This window comes from Thermoflexus hugenholtzii JAD2 (assembly GCF_900187885.1).
In the GTDB taxonomy this organism is placed as follows: domain Bacteria; phylum Chloroflexota; class Anaerolineae; order Thermoflexales; family Thermoflexaceae; genus Thermoflexus; species Thermoflexus hugenholtzii.
On sequence record NZ_FYEK01000044.1, the window covers coordinates 1 to 16,561 of the forward strand.

Annotated in this window: 13 protein-coding genes and 1 pseudogene; 8 read left to right on the plus strand and 6 right to left on the minus strand. The window is 64.9% G+C overall.

Annotation, left to right across the window (positions count from 1 at the left end; genetic code table 11):
• The 3 genes and pseudogenes from CFB18_RS10390 to CFB18_RS10400 form a co-directional block, all read right to left on the minus strand.
• A pseudogene (locus tag CFB18_RS10390) lies at window positions 1–429 on the minus strand (hypothetical protein); the annotation flags it as partial.
• A gap of 225 nt (window positions 430–654) precedes the next feature.
• Window positions 655–2,973, minus strand: coding sequence for a glycosyltransferase family 4 protein (locus CFB18_RS10395; protein WP_088571743.1), 2,319 nt, complete (start codon window positions 2,971–2,973; stop codon window positions 655–657).
• A 50-nt stretch (window positions 2,974–3,023) separates the two neighbouring features.
• Window positions 3,024–3,962: a glycoside hydrolase family 130 protein gene (locus CFB18_RS10400; protein ID WP_088571744.1), complete on the minus strand. Its 939-nt coding sequence runs from the start codon at window positions 3,960–3,962 to the stop codon at window positions 3,024–3,026.
• Between the two features lie 129 nt (window positions 3,963–4,091).
• Here CFB18_RS10400 and CFB18_RS10405 point away from each other — a divergent pair, with 129 nt between their 5' ends.
• The 7 genes from CFB18_RS10405 to CFB18_RS10435 all read left to right on the plus strand — a co-directional run bounded on the left by CFB18_RS10405 (window position 4,092) and on the right by CFB18_RS10435 (window position 12,324).
• Window positions 4,092–5,051 (plus strand): GDP-mannose 4,6-dehydratase, encoded by a 960-nt coding sequence (locus CFB18_RS10405; RefSeq protein ID WP_088571745.1) that lies wholly within the window; start codon window positions 4,092–4,094, stop codon window positions 5,049–5,051.
• Between the two features lie 75 nt (window positions 5,052–5,126).
• Window positions 5,127–6,113 (plus strand): GDP-mannose 4,6-dehydratase, encoded by a 987-nt coding sequence (gene gmd / locus CFB18_RS10410; protein ID WP_088571746.1) that lies wholly within the window; start codon window positions 5,127–5,129, stop codon window positions 6,111–6,113.
• A 1-nt stretch (window position 6,114) separates the two neighbouring features.
• Entirely contained in the window at window positions 6,115–7,539 is a 1,425-nt protein-coding gene (locus tag CFB18_RS10415; protein WP_088571747.1) for a phosphoglucomutase/phosphomannomutase family protein, read from the plus strand.
• A 7-nt stretch (window positions 7,540–7,546) separates the two neighbouring features.
• A complete protein-coding gene (locus tag CFB18_RS10420; RefSeq protein ID WP_088571748.1) occupies window positions 7,547–8,383 on the plus strand; it encodes a TatD family hydrolase in 837 nt (278 codons plus the stop codon).
• A gap of 82 nt (window positions 8,384–8,465) precedes the next feature.
• Complete coding sequence (locus tag CFB18_RS10425) at window positions 8,466–9,455, plus strand: polyprenyl synthetase family protein (protein ID WP_088571749.1); 990 nt, start codon at window positions 8,466–8,468, stop codon at window positions 9,453–9,455.
• A 33-nt stretch (window positions 9,456–9,488) separates the two neighbouring features.
• Entirely contained in the window at window positions 9,489–10,442 is a 954-nt protein-coding gene (locus CFB18_RS10430) for a glycosyltransferase family 2 protein (protein ID WP_088571750.1), read from the plus strand.
• Window positions 10,432–12,324 (plus strand): hypothetical protein, encoded by a 1,893-nt coding sequence (locus CFB18_RS10435; RefSeq protein WP_088571751.1) that lies wholly within the window; start codon window positions 10,432–10,434, stop codon window positions 12,322–12,324. The genes CFB18_RS10430 and CFB18_RS10435 overlap by 11 nt, the downstream gene beginning before the upstream one ends.
• Window positions 12,325–12,361: 37 nt before the next feature.
• Here CFB18_RS10435 and CFB18_RS10440 read toward each other — a convergent pair whose 3' ends face one another.
• Both CFB18_RS10440 and CFB18_RS10445 read right to left on the minus strand, forming a co-directional pair.
• The gene (locus CFB18_RS10440; protein ID WP_143597583.1) at window positions 12,362–14,089 is read right to left on the minus strand and encodes a glycosyltransferase family 39 protein; all 1,728 of its coding nucleotides are present in this window, start codon (window positions 14,087–14,089) and stop codon (window positions 12,362–12,364) included.
• 205 nt (window positions 14,090–14,294) lie between these two features.
• Window positions 14,295–14,633, minus strand: a complete 339-nt coding sequence (locus CFB18_RS10445; protein WP_088571753.1) for a hypothetical protein — start codon at window positions 14,631–14,633, stop codon at window positions 14,295–14,297.
• Window positions 14,634–14,820: 187 nt separating this feature from the next.
• On the opposite strand from CFB18_RS10445, the gene CFB18_RS10450 reads away from it, so the two are divergent.
• Entirely contained in the window at window positions 14,821–15,972 is a 1,152-nt protein-coding gene (locus CFB18_RS10450; protein ID WP_088571754.1) for a glycosyltransferase, read from the plus strand.
• On the opposite strand, the gene CFB18_RS10455 is transcribed toward CFB18_RS10450, so the two are convergent.
• Entirely contained in the window at window positions 15,918–16,538 is a 621-nt protein-coding gene (locus CFB18_RS10455; RefSeq protein ID WP_143597584.1) for a hypothetical protein, read from the minus strand. The two genes, CFB18_RS10450 and CFB18_RS10455, sit on opposite strands and share 55 nt — an antisense overlap.
• Window positions 16,539–16,561: the final 23 nt, after the last annotated feature.

Consider the following 16,561-nt stretch of genomic DNA (forward strand, 5'->3'; position numbering starts at 1 on the left):
GCACGAAGCGCACGTGCCCAAAAACAGCTCCTTCCCCTTCTCCGCATCCCCCTTCAGGGCCACCGCCGCCGGCGTGGGGTTTGTCGCCGGAGCAGAGATGGGGGCGCTTCCCTCCGTCAGCGCAGCGGGAGCGGATCCTTGAGGCTGCGGCATCGGATAGAAGATCACGGCCAGGACGACGAGCAAAGCCAGCCCGCTGATCACAAAGGGCCAGGGGCCGATGCGCTGGGAAGGAGCGGCCGGCGCAGCGGGAGCCTCTCCGGCGGGGGCTACAGCTGGACGAGCGGGGGCAGGCGCCTGCCCATAAGCCGCCTGCACCTCCCGGGTCAGCCAGGGCAAGAGAAGCGCCAGGATCCCCGCCAGCGCCAGCGTCGCACCCAGGACACCGCCGATGAGCAGGAGCAACGAAATGGGTGAAAGGCCAGGCATCGATCCCACCTCGGTCAGAAATGATGCCTTCAATGCGTGATCCAGTGCGTCGTTCGGATCGCCCTCGAAACACCGCCGCGGCTTAACGATCCTCTCGAATTCTATGGGAAGCCCATCTCTTCGTCAACCCATGCCGCGCACTTTTTGGGGATACGGCTCCAGATTCCACCGCCCGAATTCCCCGGAGCCGGGGCGCTTTCGCGAAGCCGGGAACCGCTGGGGGCCTCAGGAGCGGCGAAGCGAGAGGGCGCGGGGCTGCGCCTCACGGTCCGGCTCCGGGGACGGGCGCAGGAACCGATGGGCCAGGTTCAAGGTCAGCAGCCAAGCCAGTGTGGACTCAGCGCCCTGATTGACGTTGACCTCTGTGGCCTCCAGCCCGTCCCGGCATCCACCGGTTTTCAGATCGGCCAGCGCGCATCCTCGATCATTCCACCCCAGGAACCAGCCCACACAGCGCTCGAGCACCTCCAGCCAGATCCGATCCCCCGTGGCCCGCCAGGCCCAGGCTGCCGCCTCCGCCATGGCTGCTCCCTCGATGGGCTGCTGGGCGAAGCGCGCCTTCTCCCCTCCCCGGGGGAACCAGCCCCGGTTGCCCACAAAGGAAAGATGTCCGCCTTGGGGGTCCGTCTGGATCTCCACCAGCCAGTTCAGGGCCGCAAGCCCCCGCTCCATCCAGCGAGGTTCCTGGAGACTGTAACCCGCGGCGATCAGCGCCGCCGGCAGGATCCCGTTGTCATAAGTGATCCGATCCTCGCACCAGGACCAGCCGGGCCGGGCATACGTCTCAAAACGCGCCTCCAGACGTCGGGCCAGCTCGAGGCAGCCCGTCCGGATCCTCCGATCCCCAGGGAATCGTTGCCACATCGCCACCCCGCCCAAGACGGCATAGGCCCACGGCCGGGGATGCTCCAGAGACCACGCCCCCGGCCAGGCTTCCTGGAACAGGGTCCATGCAGGCTCCGCGATCCCCTCCGGCCCGAAGGCGGCCGCCTCCCCCAGAGCCCACATCGCCCGGCCGTAGGCATCCTCCGAACCGATCGATTCCAGCCATCGGCGATCATAGGCCATGAAATTCCGAAAGCGCTGCGCCTCCGGGTTCCAGGCATGCTGGAGAAAAGCCAGGTAAACCTCCATCAACGGGAGCAACGAGGCCTCTCCGGTCCGCTGCCATTCCCGCACGGTGAAGAGCAGGGCTCGGGCGTTGTCGTCCGTGCAGTAACCGAACCGACGGTCCGGGATGGCGAAGCGGGCATGCTGCAGCATACCGGTGTCGTCAGTGAGTCGGCGCAGGTGTTCGAGGCGGACGGTGGGAAGCCTCAGCGGCCGGGCCAGCACCCACGCCGGCCGGAGGCCGGGCCGCGGGCGCTCGAGGACCTGACGGAACAGCTCCAGATAGCGAGCGCCGACGATGGACCACGCCATCTCCCGCCCTCGCGCGTAGGCCGCCCGACGCAATCGATCCCACTCCTCCGGGTTGGAGAGCAACTGATCCAGGGCCCGGGCCATGGCCTCCGGATCCCGGAAGGGGACCAGGAGGCCTCGTCCCTCCCCCAGCACCTCCTCCGCATACCAGGAGGGGGTGGAGACGATGGCCTTCCCGCAGGCCAGGGCATAGGTAAGGGTTCCGGAGACGATTTGCTCCCGCGTCAGATACGGCGCCACGTAGATATCGGCGGCCATCAAGAAAGTTAGGAGCTCCTCTCGATTGAGGTAGCGATCGACGAAGCGGATGTGCGCCTGCAGCCCGGCTCGCGCGATCTCTTCCTCCAGGAACCGGCGATAGGCCTCGCCGAACTGTCGGCGCACCTCCGGATGCGTGGCCCCCACCACCAGATATAGAAGATCGGGATGGTGGGGGACCAGGCGTTTCATCGCCTCGATCATCGTTTCGATGCCCTTGTTAGGGCTGAGAAGCCCAAAAGTGAGCAGGACGCGACGCCCATCCAGGCCCAGGCGCGCTTTATAGGGCTCGGGATCCTCCAGGGGCATCGCCGGCGCGCCATGGTCGATTCGGGTGATCCGCTCGGCGGGTATCCCATAGCGCTCCACCAGGAACTGACGGGCCCGCTCCGCCATCACCACCACCTGATCCGCCCGTCGGGCCAGGGCGATGAGCACACGCCGCTGGCCCTCCGAAGGCTCATAGAGGACCGTGTGCAGGGTGACCACGAGAGGCTTGCGCAAGCGCTCCACCAGCTCCAGCGCATACGCCCCGTCCGGCCCGCCGAAGATCCCATACTCATGCTGGAGACACACCCCATCGATGGGCGCCTGGTTCAGGTAAGCAGCGGCCGCCCGGTAATCCTCCGGGACATCGGCCCGGATCTCGAAAACCACCTCGGGCCCGTAATCGTAGCGTTGCGGGGGGTTGGTGAGGGCAACCACCTGAACGGTGGAGAGGAAGGGCGAAGGATTTTCCGCCCCTCCCTGGGATGTCCCCTGGGCTTCCGCCATCGCCTTCGCCAGATCGTGGGTGAACGTCGCGATCCCGCACGGACGGGGCACGTAGGTCCCCACCAGCGCGATGCGCAGACGCTCCCCCATCGGATTTCCACCTCCTCGCCAGGTTTTTCCGAAAGGAAAAAGCTTTCTTCCTACATCGGCGCATGCAGGAGATAATCCAGGAGCGTTCGCAAGTCCGCCGTCGCCAAAGCGACGCAGGTGTCGGCAGCGCCGTAATACATCAGCAGCTCGCCGGAGCGAGGATCCACCACCGCGCCGCACGGGAAAGTCACGTTGGGCACGTCTCCGACCCGCTCGTAGGGCGCGCGGGGGCCGAACACCCACTCCGCACTGCGCCGGATCACTTTCCGCGGGTCCTCCAGATCCAGCAACGCCATCCCCACCCGATAGATCCGGCCGGAGGCGGTCTGACGCACGCCGTGATACAGGATCAGCCATCCCTCCGGGGTCTCGATGGGCTGGGGTCCCAGGCCCACCCGATCCGAATCCCACCAGCCCCCGGGGCGAGCCTCGATGATCACCGTGTGATCCCCCCAATGCCGCAGATCCGGGGAGAAGGAGATCCAGATGTTGGGCCGGGTGCGGGGCGAGGTGGGCATCGGCCGGTGGATCATCACCCAGCGTCCTCGAAAGCGCCGGGGGAACAGACTGGCATCTTTATCCTCCGGAGGCAGGATCGGCCCCAGACGATGGAAAGTTCTGAAATCCGAGGTCGTGGCCAGGGCCACCAGCGGCCCCCCACGGGAATAGGCCACATAGGTCACCGCATAAAGCCCCTCCTCCTCGAGGAAGACGATGCGGGGATCCTCGATCCCCCAGAACTCCTCCGGATGGCGGAGCGGATCCGGCAACAACGTGGGCTCCGGATCCACCCGCCAGCCACTCCGCCCATCCGGGCTGCGGGCCACGGTGAGATGGGAAAGCCCCTGGAAATCCTCCACCCGCACCAGGAGGAGGACTTCATCGTTGAAACGGGTGGCACCCGGGTTGAACACGGAGTTGGCCGGATACGGCCAGTCCCCGGCCGTCAGGATCGGGTTGCCCGGATAGCGATGGAACAGCTCCGGCATGCAAGCCCTCCGGTCGAGGGATCAGCGATCCACATTCAACTAATATCTCAGAAACATCAGAGGAAAGTTAGCGTGCCTGGTATAATTCGGAAAGGCCGGAGCCTCATCCGATCGGAGGAGCACGCTGCGTTGCGCCTGCTGATCACCGGCGTCGGCGGATTCGTCGGACGACACCTGGCTGCCGCCCTGGCCCAGGGCACGGACTGGGAGCTCTGGGGCTGGGCGCGACGGCCCGTCGACGGGCTGCCCGATCGCCTGCAGATGATGTCTGTGGACCTGCGCAACCCGGAGGAGGTGCAGCGCGCCCTCGCCCGGGTGGCTCCGGAGGGCATCATCCATCTCGCCGCCCAGTCGGACGTGGCGGAATCCTGGCGGGATCCATGGGGGACCTTCGAAACCAACGTGCGGGGGACGCTGAATCTCCTGGATGGCTTGCGGGCCCTGGGCCTGCGGCCTCGGGTCCTCGTTGTGACCTCTAATGAGGTGTATGGCCTCGTCCGGCCCGAGGAGCTCCCCATTCGGGAGGAGCAGCCCCTGCGACCGGCCAACCCCTACGGCCTCAGCAAAGTCGCCCAGGACGGGCTGGCCGCCGTGTATGCGCGGGCCTACGCCCTGCCCATCATCCGGGCCCGCCCGTTCAATCACATCGGGCCGGGGCAGGCCCCCCGGTTCGTGGTGCCCTCCTTCGCCCGGCAAATCGCCTGGATCGAGGCCGGCCTCCAGGAGCCCGTCCTGCGGGTGGGCAACCTGGAGGTCCAGCGGGATTTCACCGACGTGCGGGATGTGGTCCGGGCCTACCGGTTGCTCCTGGAACGCGGGGAGCCCGGGGAGGTTTACAACATCGGCTCCGGACGCCCCCGCTCCATCCGGGAGGTGCTGGAAACCATGCTGGCCATGGCTCAGGTGGAGGTGCGCATCGAGGTAGACCCTCAACGCCTCCGGCCGGTGGACATCCCCGTCAGCGTGGCGGACACCACCCGGATCCGGGAGCGGGTCGGATGGCAACCCCTCATCCCCTTCGAGCAATCCCTGCGGGACGTGCTGGAGGAGTGGCGGGCGCGCGCCCGGGAGGCCCGCTCCCGGGCCTGAGCTCAGGGATCCGCGGAGAGGATCCCGGCCTGGCGGATCCGGATGAATCGCAAACCCTGAGGGAGGAAGAAGCAGATGGAGCGGAAGCGAGCGCTGATCACCGGCATCACCGGACAGGATGGCTCTTACCTGGCGGAGTTCCTGCTGGAGAAAGGCTACGAGGTCATCGGGATGGTGCGTCGCACCAGCACCATCAATTTCGAGCGGATCCGGCACATCCAGGATCGGATCACGCTGGTGCAGGGGGACCTGCTGGATCAGTCCTCCCTGATCGACATCCTGCGGGAACACCGACCCCACGAGGTCTACAACCTGGCCGCCCAATCCTTCGTCCCCACCTCCTTCAAGCAACCGGTCCTGACCGGGGAGTTCACCGCCCTGGGAGTGACCCGGCTCCTGGAGGCCATCCGCCTGGTGGATCCCACCATCCGCTTCTACCAGGCCTCCAGCAGTGAGATGTTCGGGAAGGTCCGGGAGGTCCCGCAGAACGAGAACACTCCCTTCCATCCCCGCAGCCCATATGGGGTGGCCAAGGTCTACGCCCACTGGATCACAGTGAACTACCGGGAGAGCTACGGGATGTTCGCCGTGTCGGGGATCTGCTTCAACCATGAAAGCCCGCGACGGGGGCTGGAGTTCGTCACCCGCAAGATCACCTACACAGCAGCGAAGATCAAGCTGGGCCTGGCCCACGAGCTGCGCCTGGGGAACCTGGAGGCCCGCCGGGATTGGGGATATGCCCCGGATTACGTGCGGGCGATGTGGCTGATGTTGCAACAGGACGAGCCAGAGGATTACGTCATCGCCACCGGGGAGACTCACTCCGTCCGCGAGTTCGTGGAGCTGGCCTTCGATTACCTCGGGCTGGATTGGAAGAAATACGTGGTGGTGGACCCTGCTCTCTATCGCCCTGCGGATGTGGACCTCCTGGTCGGGGATGCCACCAAAGCGCGGACCAAGTTGGGCTGGGCGCCCTCGGTGACCTTCGAGCAGCTGGTGAAGATTATGGTAGACGCCGACCTGGAGCTGGTAAAACAGGAATACGGGATCCGGGAGGGCTGAGATGACCGTCATCCGCTTCGGGACCGATGGCTGGCGCGGTCGCATCGCGGACGATTACACCTTCGCCAATGTCCGCCGGTGCGCCCAGGGTTTCGCCCGCTGGCTGCTGGATACCGGACAGGCGGAAGGCGGGGTGGTGATCGGCTACGATCACCGTTTCGCCTCCGAGCACTTCGCCGAGGCCTGTGCGGAGGTCCTGGCCGGCAATGGCATCCGGGTCTATCTCTGCGACCGGGCCGTCCCCACCCCGGTGATCAGCTACAGCGTGGTGGCCCGGGGCGCCGCAGGGGCCATCAACATCACCGCCAGCCACAACCCCCCCACCGACAACGGGTTCAAGGTCCGCAACCGCTTCGGCGGGGCCGTCGATCCCCAGGGCCTGCGGGAGATCGAGGCCCGCATCCCTCCGGATGAACAGGGGGTGAAACGCATGCCCCTGGCGGAGGCCCGGGCGAAAGGCCTGGTGGAGATCTTCGACCCGGCCCCGGCTTATCTCGCGCACCTCCAGCAGCTAGTAGACCTGGAAACCCTCCGCCAGGCGGATCTCACCGTTGTGGTGGATCCGATGTGGGGGAACGGGATCGGCTGGCTGCGGCGGCTGCTCTCCCCGGGGCGCATCCGGGTGGTGGAGATCCACGGCGAGCGCAACCCCATCTTCCCCCGGATGAAGCGCCCGGAGCCCATCCCGCCGAACCTGGACGACCTGCAGGAAAAGGTCCGGGAGCTGAAGGCCGACGCGGGGATCGCCACGGATGGCGACGCCGATCGCGTCGGACTGGTGGATGAGCATGGCGGGTTCGTTGATCCGCTTCGGGTCTACGGCCTCCTGGCCCTCTACCTCCTGGAGGTCCGCGGCCAGCGCGGCCCCATCGTCAAAACCCTCTCCACTACCTCTATGCTGGAGAAACTCGGGGAGCGCTACGGGGTGCCCGTCTATGAGACCGGCGTGGGGTTCAAGTATGTGGCCCCGAAGATGCTGGAGACGGACGCCCTTATCGGTGGGGAGGAAAGCGGAGGCTTCGCCTTCCGGGGGCACCTTCCCGAGCGGGATGGCATCCTGGCCGGCCTCTACCTGTTGGATTTTATGGTCCGGACCGGCAAACGCCCTTCGGAGCTGATCCGCTGGCTGTTCGAGCGGGTCGGCCCCCATTATTACTCCCGCATCGATGTGGAATTCCCACCGGAACGCCGGGAGGAGACCCGAGCCCGCCTGGATCAGACACAACCGGATCGCTTGGCCGGTCTGCGGGTGGTCCGCATCGATCGCTCCGACGGCTACAAGTTCTACCTGGAGGACGGCGGCTGGCTGCTGATCCGGTTCTCGGGAACGGAGCCCCTGCTGCGGATCTACACCGAGACCACCGTGCCGGAGCGGGTGGCTCAGCTGCTCGAAGAAGGCCGCCGTCTGGCCGGGCTGGAAGAGTAGACCGGTGATGGAGCGGTCGATCCTCATCGATACCCATTGCCACCTGGACGACCCGGCCTTCGATCCGGATCGGGAGGAGGTGCTGGCCCGAGCTCGGATGGCGGGCGTGGAGATCCTCATCCTCCCCGGGGTGGAACCGGAAGGGATCCCGCGCGCCCTGGCGCTGGCCGAACGCCATCCAGGGCTTTACGTGGCGGTGGGGATTCATCCCCACGTGGCCTCGCAGTTTTCTTCCCAGCTCCTGGCCCAGCTCCGGAGCTGGGCGCGACATCCTCGAGTGGTGGCCATCGGGGAGATCGGCCTGGATTTCTATCGCGATCGCTCGCCTCGAGAGGCACAACGGGAAGCCTTCCGGGCCCAGCTGGAGCTGGCCGGCGAGCTGGGGCTGCCGGTGATCATCCACCAGCGGGAGGCCCGCGAGGCGGTGATGGAGGAGCTGGAGCGCTGGCTCGCCGCCCGCCCCGGGGCCCGAGGGGTCCTCCACGCCTTCTCCGGCGATCCCGCAATGGCGCGGATCGCCGTGAAATGGGGGTTCCTCCTGGGGATCGGGGGGCCGCTCACCTATCCCCGGGCGGAAAGCCTGCGAGAGGCCGTGCGGGCGGTCGGCCTGGACGGCCTGGTGCTGGAGACGGACGCGCCCTATCTGCCCCCGCAACCCCATCGGGGCCGTCGTAACGAGCCCGCTTACCTGCGGAACGTGGCGGAAGCCCTGGCCCAGCTGCTCGGGCTGCCGATGGAGCAGATCGCCCGACAAACCACCGCGAACGCTTGCCGGCTCTTCCGGCTTCCCCCACCGCAGGAAAGCGATCTCCCAGAGTCTCGCTGCGGAGGCGGAGATCCATAGATCATGGAAAGGCTCCACGCCCGATGTAAAATGAGACGAGAAGCTTGTTCTTCGACGAACATTCTGAATCAGGTAGACGGGAATGCCTCCGACCGCGCATTCGGTGCAGGCTCTGGTCCATATCCAGGAGTGGCTCCAGGGAGACCTGGAGCAGGTAGAGACCCGCATGCGGGCGATCCCCCTCACGTTTGAACCCCTGAAAACCGCGGTGGACCATCTGCTGCGTGCGGGGGGCAAGCGCATCCGTCCCATGTTGGTTTTGCTGACCGGTCGGCTCTACCGGGAAGCGGACGAGGCGATGATCGCTCTGGCCGCCGCCGTGGAGATGCTGCACACCGCCACCCTGGTCCACGACGACCTGATCGATGGCTCCCTGCTCCGGCGGGGGATCCCAACCCTGAACGCCATCTGGACCCCGGCGGCAACGGTGTTGACGGGCGATTATCTGTTCGCCTACGCGGCCTCCCTGGCCGCGCAGACCGAGAACGTCCGCGTCATGGCCATCTTCGCACGCACGCTGATGACCATCTGCGAGGGGGAGCTGCGCCAGCAATTTGGAGACCGCGCCGCCATGCTGGATCGGGAGGATTATTTCCGACGGATCTATGCTAAGACGGCGGCGATGTTCGAGCTGGCCACCGAGGCGGCTGCCGTGCTGGCCCGGGCCCCTGAGCCCCAGGTGGAGGCCCTTCGGCGTTACGGGGTGGATCTGGGGATGGCGTTCCAGATCATGGACGACATCCTGGACTTCACCGGTGAGGCCCAGGTCTTGGGCAAGCCGGTCGGCAACGATCTGCGCCAGGGCCTGATTACCCTCCCGGTGCTCTTCTATTTGGAGGAGCACCCCGGGGATCCCGTCATCGACCGCATCCTGGCCGGGAGCTCCGGGGATGAGGACCTCATCCGCGAGGCGGTTGAGCGGGTGCGGAACTCGAAGGCGATCGCCCAGGCCCGGGCGGAGGCGGAGGCGTTCATCCGTCGCAGCCAGAGTTACCTCGAGAACCTCCCGGAGGGTCCGGCCCGAGAAGCCCTGCGGTTCCTCGGCGAACTCGTCCTGCGTCGGGATCATTGAGCTCCCCTGGCCGGGAGCGCTCGAAGAAGGGCAATGGACGTCTCGGTGATCGTGGTGAGCTGGAATGTATGGAGCTGGCTAGCTCCCTGCCTGCGCTCCATCCGGCAGGCCCTGGGGAGGCTGGAGGGGGAGATCATCGTGGTCGACAACGCCTCGACGGACGGGACCCCGGAGCGGGTGCGGGAGGCCTTCCCCGAGGTGCGGCTTCTGATCAACCCGGCCAACCGGGGTTTCCCGGCGGCGAACAATCAGGGGATGGCGGTCGCACGGGGCCGCTATTTCTTTTTGTTGAATCCGGATACCGTAGTTCTGGATCAGGCCATCGAGGAGCTGGTCACCTTTGCAGACGCCCATCCGGATGTGGGGGTGGTAGGTCCGCAGCTGCTCAACCCGGATGGGAGCGTCCAGTCCTCCCGCCGGCGGTTTCCCACCTTCTGGACTGCGCTGTTTGAGAGCACATGGTGGCAGCCCTGGGCGCCCCGCTCCATCCTGGCGCACTATTACGTCCTGGATCGCCCGGATCACGAGATCCAGGAAGTGGATTGGGTCACCGGGGCGGCCATGCTGGTCCGGCGGGAGGTGGTCGAGCGGGTCGGGCCTATGGACGAGGGGTTCTTCATGTATGCCGAGGAGCTGGACTGGTGCCGGAGGATCCGGCAGGCGGGCTGGCGGGTGTTCTACTATCCGCCGGCGAAAGTGATCCATTATGGGGGGCGAAGTAGCGATCAGGTGCCGGCCCTGCAGCATCTGGCCTTCCAGCGGAGCAAGATCCGGTATTTCCGAAAGCATCACGGTACGTGGGCCGCCGCCGCCCTGCGGGCCTTCCTGATCGCCCAGTATCTGTGGCAGATCGGCGTGGAGGGGAGCAAAGCCTTGCTGGGGCATAAGCCGGCCATGCGCCGGGAGCGCATGCGGATTTATATGCGGGTGGTCCAAGGGTTACTTTCCATCCCTTTCATAACGCAAGCGAGGTCCGATGGCATCTAAGGCCTTTCGGTTTTGGGCTCTGATTCTCTTCCTTCTGCCGTGGACGATCTACGCGCGGGTCATCTTTTTCCCGCTTTTCTATGACGATCTTCTCCACCTTGCCCTCATCGACGGGAGATCCTATCCGGAGCTGCTTCTGCCCCATCCGGGGCATTCGTATTATCGTCCGATGATCCTGCTGTGGACCTCCCTCCATCACAGGCTTCTGGGTCCACAGGCTGGATTATCTCTCCATTTCACCGTGTTGGCCGTTCACCTTCTAAACATCGCATGGCTGGTTCGGCTGCTCCGTCAACTGCGTGTTCCAAACGCGGTGGCGTGGCTGGGAGGGCTGATCTTCGGATTAATCCCCTATGATGAGCAGGTGATCCTTGTGCCTGCCTTCTCCCTTCACGTTTTTCAAGCGTTGCTCTTCCTGATCGGCGGCTCCCTTTTTCTCTCGTCCCTGAGCCCTGTTCACAAGCACATCCTGCTGAGCGTTGTGTTCCTGTTCGCCATGCTCACCCATGAGACCGTGGTTCTACTGGGGCCTTTCCTGGGCGGGTTGAGCATAGTCGCCTCCCGACGAACCTGGTCCTGGATCCCGTACGGGATAGCCGGAGGGCTTTACGCAGGGATCTATCCGCTCCTCCCGCGCAGCGAGCCACCTGCTCCTTCATGGGGATTGGAGGAGCTGGCGGAGCGAGGCTGGTTTGTGCTCCAGGCCCTTGCTTTCCCATTGTTCCCCGGGTTGAGTCGTTTGCTCGGAGAAAGCCTGCGTCCCTGGATCCAGGGCATCGCGTTGATCTGGATGATCGCTGCCTTACTCGTCCTCGCGCGGAGGCCACATGGATGGATTGGCATCGCCGGAGCAGCTTTCCATGTCATGGCCGCTCTCCCGGCGGCATTATGGCTCCCCACTGGCTACTTCCTGCACGGCCGTCGTCTCCTCTATTTGGGGACCATAGGCGTGGCTTCCTTCTGGGGAATATGGCTGGGCACCCGGACCTCCTCTTCGCTCTGGCTTCGGACTCTAAAGCGCTCGACCGTGGTTGTCATGGTGATCATGGATCTCCTGATCCTGAACCGCCAGATCGATCTCTATGCTCGCTCTTTAGAACCTCTGGACCAGATCCGACGCCTTCCACCGACTGCCCCCATTCGTCTGGCCATCCTGGTGAATTTCCCCGAATGGCTTGCCTATCACGATCGATTCTTCCCGATCGGCTCAGAGGGCGCACTGGTCTTCGGCGGACATCTCCTACCTGGCATGCTGTTTCGGGCCAACGCCGCAGTGCATCCTGATGTGATCATGGTGCAGGCGGATACCCCTTTCCATCGGCCTCGCGGATACGCGTTTCAGGTCAGCGGCCGAACAGCAGATCCCATCGAGCTGATCCGTTGGATTCAGCAGGGAGATCTCATCCTTTTCACCGTCTATGAAGAAACAGGCCCTCACACAGGCGCGCTGATGAAATCCGGGTTGCGGTGGGAAGACCTTGAGGTAGCCTTCATAGGAGGACCTGTCCTGCGAAGGGCACATGCCCAGCGCTGCGCTTCTAATATCTATCTTTACTTGGAGTGGGAGGGAGCTCCCAACACCTTGCCGGATCTTTCGCTGGCCGTCCACGCGCTCAGCGCCGACGGAAAGATTCTGGCCCAGGCGGACGGTCCGCCATGGTATGGTACGATTTCGTTCGATCGCATCCCTCCTGGACAAACCCTGCCGGAGACGCGGACGCTGGCCATATCCAGGAGCGCACATTCTACCGCCATACGTCTTGGCGTGTATAACTGGCGGAGCGGCCAACGCCTTCCAATCCGGACTCATCTGCCCAACGTGCGAGCCGATGAAATGGGGTTCGTGTATCTCCCCCTTCTTCCATGCCAATCCGTGCGCTGAAGGCAACATCGAGCCACCCACGAAGCTCGATTCTCGATTATGGCAGAACCTCCACCGTGCCGATCTCAATAAAATCTTGATCCCCTACCGGGACGCGGATCAGCGTTTCCCAGTTGTAACGTCCCATCCGCAGCCGGTAGCGGCCCGGCGGGATCTCCACGGGCAGCCGCAGCTCGAAGCGCTCGAAGACCACCTCGTCCGGTTCCCACATCCATGGTGGATATTCCCCTCGGCCGACCGGGTGATCATCCTGAGCCACGAGCCGGCCCTCTTCATCCACCAGATGGGCGAAGACGCTGTGCTCCTGAGGGGCCGCCCCCCATCGGCGCCATGCCGTCGAGATCCGAAGCAGCCCACCTGGGTGGGAAGGGTGATTGGGCTCCACCCGCACGCCGAGGAGCTCCACCCCATCCGCCCAACGTGCCTCCTGTCGCTGCATCTCCTGCAGGGCCCAAGGGAGAGGGCGAAAGGCCATCAGGCGAAGGACGCCGAAAGGATATACTTCCAGAAGATCCGCATGACGAACCAGCCAGCGCTCCACCTCTTCAGACCCGGGCCACGAAGGTAGGTGCACCGGCAGGAGCCAGATCCTGGGATGACGCTGGGCCAGCTCCTTCAGGCGCTCCCGAACCTCCTCAGGATGAAACGGCTGGGTGGCCGGAAGCATGCTCCATGGGATGTCACCGCGATAATAATATGGGAAAACGGGATCTGGAAAGGTGATCAGAATGTGATCCCCGGGCGCCACCTTCTGGCGGAGGAAGGAGACCAGCTCCCGCACGGGAGGACTCTTTGCATATTGAGGCAGCGCATAGTGGTGCCAGAGGCTCTGAGCGAAACCGACAGCGAGCATCCACCACGGGATTACCTGGAGCCATGAAGGGCGAAGGGCGCTTAACCCCCACCTCCCCAGGGCGATGAGGGTAATCCAGAAAGGCAGCCCTGCTGCCATATAATGGGGCGCGAAGACCGCTCGCCCCTGAGAAGCCAGCCAGGTCGCCAGGATCGGGACGCTTAGGTGTCCGAGCATCCAGATCCCTGTCTTCCTGGAGCGCCTCAGAAGCCGGAAGACAGCCGATCCGGCCAGGATCAGAGCGCCCCCCACCGCCAGGCGCGCAGGCCAGCCATCCCCTGTCCAGCCTACTGTGAAGACCCGGAGGACCTGAGCCGCCGCATCGGCAGGAGGCGGGGCCTGGAGGGCGGTTCCCCGGTAAGGGGCCAGGGCGTGATAGGCGAACACTGCCCCAGGCGCCCACACGATCCCAATGGCGATAGCAGAGAGCATCCACCCCCGCCAGCGATGACGCCACAGAAGCAACGTCAGCATTCCCTGAAGAGGTAACACGAACAGCATCGCATAGTGGTAGTAAAGCGCGAGGGCGCTGGCCAACCCGTAAGCGATCCATCCTTGAAGCCGGTTGGCGCGCAGGGCCCGCCAGAGGATCATGGACTGAAATAGACCCCAGAACGCCAACGTCCCATAGGGTCGCGCGTCCTGGGCCAGCCAGATTATATAAGGATGTATGCCCACGAGGGCGATCCCCATCGCTCCCATCAGGGGCTTGCGGGTGATCCAGTAAAGCCACACGCCCGCCAACGGGAGGATCAGGAAGGTAGCGAACACAGAGTGGAAGCGCAGGGTGAATTCAGAATCCCCCGCTCCCATCATCCAAATCTTCATCCACAGGAAGGGGAGCGGGGAGTGGGGCTCCCGTGCCTCCCAGATGAAGCGCAGGATCGCCCCCACGTCCATGCGCGCTACCATCCAGGAGAACCCCTCATCGCCCCGCAGGGAAGGGCCCGCGATGTGAAACAGATGAAGAGCCCATCCGAGCAAAAGAAAGGGGACAGCCCATGTCCAGAAACCGAGAACGGAAGAACGGATCCGCTCCGCCTTCACGTGCCGCCTCGCGGAAACAGAATCCCTCTGCCCGAGGCAACTTTGAGGGAACAACCGGAGAATTAGGTCCCTAATTCAACGAGAACAGGGACTCGCCTCCCCGGGCAAGCGCCCACCCTAACTGCTGGAGGATGAGCGCCTGCAGGGATGCAAGGCGTTCCTCATGGCGTCGCCGCATCTCCTCGAATTCGGCCTCCAGCTGGGCCAGGCGCTCCTCCATCCGATACCGGGCCTCCTCCAGCTCCGCCATCCGCTCCTCCAGCATCCGCAGACGAGCGGAGGAGGTCACCATCCACTGATAGAAAGTCCGGATCAGATCCACCAGCGCCCTCACATCCACCGACTCCGGATCCGACTCCAGACGGCGCAGAAACGCCTCCAGATCCTCCAGCCCATGATCCAACGTCATTTCCTCACACCTCCGCGCGTGAGATTCAGCGGTCAGGCCGGTGCGTCCCCCAGCTCTCTCGATTATAGCCGCACGGCTTCCCGGCGATAAAGAATCCCCCCAGGAAGAGCGCACCGGCCTTTGCCGGATAAAAGTAAAATGAGCAGGCCCGAAGCGACCGATTCCCGGCAAGCCTGGCTCGGAAACCATGCGGGTGGTCCACTTATACAAGGACTACTTCCCGATCCTCGGAGGGATCGAGAATCACATTCGGTTCCTGGCGGAGGCCCAAGCCCGCTCCGGCCTGGAAGTCATCGTCCTGGTGACCTCCCCCACCTGCCGAACCCAGGAGATCCGGGAGGGGAACCTGTGGGTGTTGAAGGCCGGGCGCTGGCTCACGGTGTCCTCCACCCCTCTGAGCCCTGTTTTCTTCCTGCACGCCCGGCGCCTCCTTCCCCACTGCGATCTGGTCCACCTGCATCATCCCTACCCACCGGCGGAACTGGCCTACCTCCTGACCGGAGGAAGGATCCCTGCCGTCATGACCTACCACAGCGATATCGTGCGCCAGCGCCTGGGGGGTCGGCTCTATCGTCCGCTGCTCCATCGCGTGCTCTCCCGGGTCGCCCGTATCCTGGTCACCAGCCCCGTCTATCTGGAGACCTCCCCCCACCTGCGAGCCTTCCGTGAAAAATGCCGTGTGGTTCCCCTGGGCATCGATCTCAGCCGCTTTCTCTCCGCTCCCCCTAATGCAACGCGGGCCCTGCGCGCCTCCTGGTGTGAGACGCCCCGACGTCCCCACGTCCTCTTCGTGGGCCGCCTGCGGTATTACAAGGGGCTCGAGACCCTGCTCCACGCGCTCAAGCGCCTGCCGGATGTCCACGCCGTGATCGTAGGGACCGGTCCGATGGAGCGGCCATGGCGCGCCCTGACGCATGATCTGGGGCTCTCCCCGCGCGTGCATTTCCTCGGGGACATCCCGGATGCCCAGCTGCCCCTGGTTTATCACGCGGCCGATCTCTTCGTGCTGCCGGCCAGTGCGCGGGCGGAGGCGTTCGGGACCGTGCTGCTGGAGGCGATGGCCGCCGGCCTGCCGGTGATCACCACCGATATCGGGACCGGGACCCGCTGGGTGGTCGGCGAGGCGGGATGGGTGGTGCCTCCCCGGGATCCGGAAGCCCTGGCCACTGCCATCGGTGAGATCCTTGGGGATCCCGTCACCGCCCGGGTGCGCGGCCTGCAGGGCCGGGAGCGGGTTCGAGCGCACTTCACCCTGGAGAAGATGGTCGAGAACGTGATGGCGGTTTACCAGGAGGTCCTCCACCAAGCCCATCCCCAGAGGGCCAGCCCCAACCCGTAAAGCGGAAGCCCCCAGCCCATATCCGGCGGGATCCGGAGATGTTCGCCCCAGAGCCTCCAGGCCTGCACCAGCTCCGGTCCAGTGATCCCCAGGACAGCGGGGGGCAGAGCCAGGGCCACCCGGCGGCGCCAGGAGACAGGCCAGAGCGGCAGCGATGCGACGACGCAGGCAGCCATCAGGCCGCCGATGAAACCGCCTCGCCCTTCAACGGACCAGGGGTTCAAGAGCTCCGGGTAAGGAGGCCATGTAGCCAGCGGCCACAGGAGGGCGAGGAGCCAGAAGAACCCCCGCGGGGAGGCCCGTAGCCTTCGCTCCGGACCCAGGGATAGGAGGCCGAGGCCGAGGGCAAGACCCCATAGAGGCATCCACAGACGCTCCCGGACCAGAGGCCCATAACCGGCCCGCTGGAAGAAAACCAGGAAGTGGGGCAGATCGAACCCGGAGAACGTCAACCCAGCTGTTGAGCCCTCCACCCATGGAGCCCAGTAACCGGCCAGCATCAACCCCCAAGCGACCCATGCGAGCAAGCGGGCAGAAACGCTGGACGATACGCCGGAGCGTGTCATTCACTCTCCCTCCATTGCTTGGA

Coding starts and splice junctions, on each gene's coding strand:
- CFB18_RS10455 (WP_143597584.1), bottom strand. CDS start 16,538: ATGACACGCTCCGGCGTATCGTCCAGCGTTTCTGCCCGCTTGCTCGCA.
- CFB18_RS10445 (WP_088571753.1), bottom strand. CDS start 14,633: ATGACGTTGGATCATGGGCTGGAGGATCTGGAGGCGTTTCTGCGCCGT.
- CFB18_RS10450 (WP_088571754.1), top strand. CDS start 14,821: ATGCGGGTGGTCCACTTATACAAGGACTACTTCCCGATCCTCGGAGGG.
- CFB18_RS10435 (WP_088571751.1), top strand. CDS start 10,432: ATGGCATCTAAGGCCTTTCGGTTTTGGGCTCTGATTCTCTTCCTTCTG.
- CFB18_RS10415 (WP_088571747.1), top strand. CDS start 6,115: ATGACCGTCATCCGCTTCGGGACCGATGGCTGGCGCGGTCGCATCGCG.
- CFB18_RS10430 (WP_088571750.1), top strand. CDS start 9,489: ATGGACGTCTCGGTGATCGTGGTGAGCTGGAATGTATGGAGCTGGCTA.
- CFB18_RS10440 (WP_143597583.1), bottom strand. CDS start 14,089: ATGGTAGCGCGCATGGACGTGGGGGCGATCCTGCGCTTCATCTGGGAG.
- CFB18_RS10395 (WP_088571743.1), bottom strand. CDS start 2,973: ATGGGGGAGCGTCTGCGCATCGCGCTGGTGGGGACCTACGTGCCCCGT.
- CFB18_RS10420 (WP_088571748.1), top strand. CDS start 7,547: ATGGAGCGGTCGATCCTCATCGATACCCATTGCCACCTGGACGACCCG.
- CFB18_RS10425 (WP_088571749.1), top strand. CDS start 8,466: ATGCCTCCGACCGCGCATTCGGTGCAGGCTCTGGTCCATATCCAGGAG.
- gmd (WP_088571746.1), top strand. CDS start 5,127: ATGGAGCGGAAGCGAGCGCTGATCACCGGCATCACCGGACAGGATGGC.
- CFB18_RS10400 (WP_088571744.1), bottom strand. CDS start 3,962: ATGCCGGAGCTGTTCCATCGCTATCCGGGCAACCCGATCCTGACGGCC.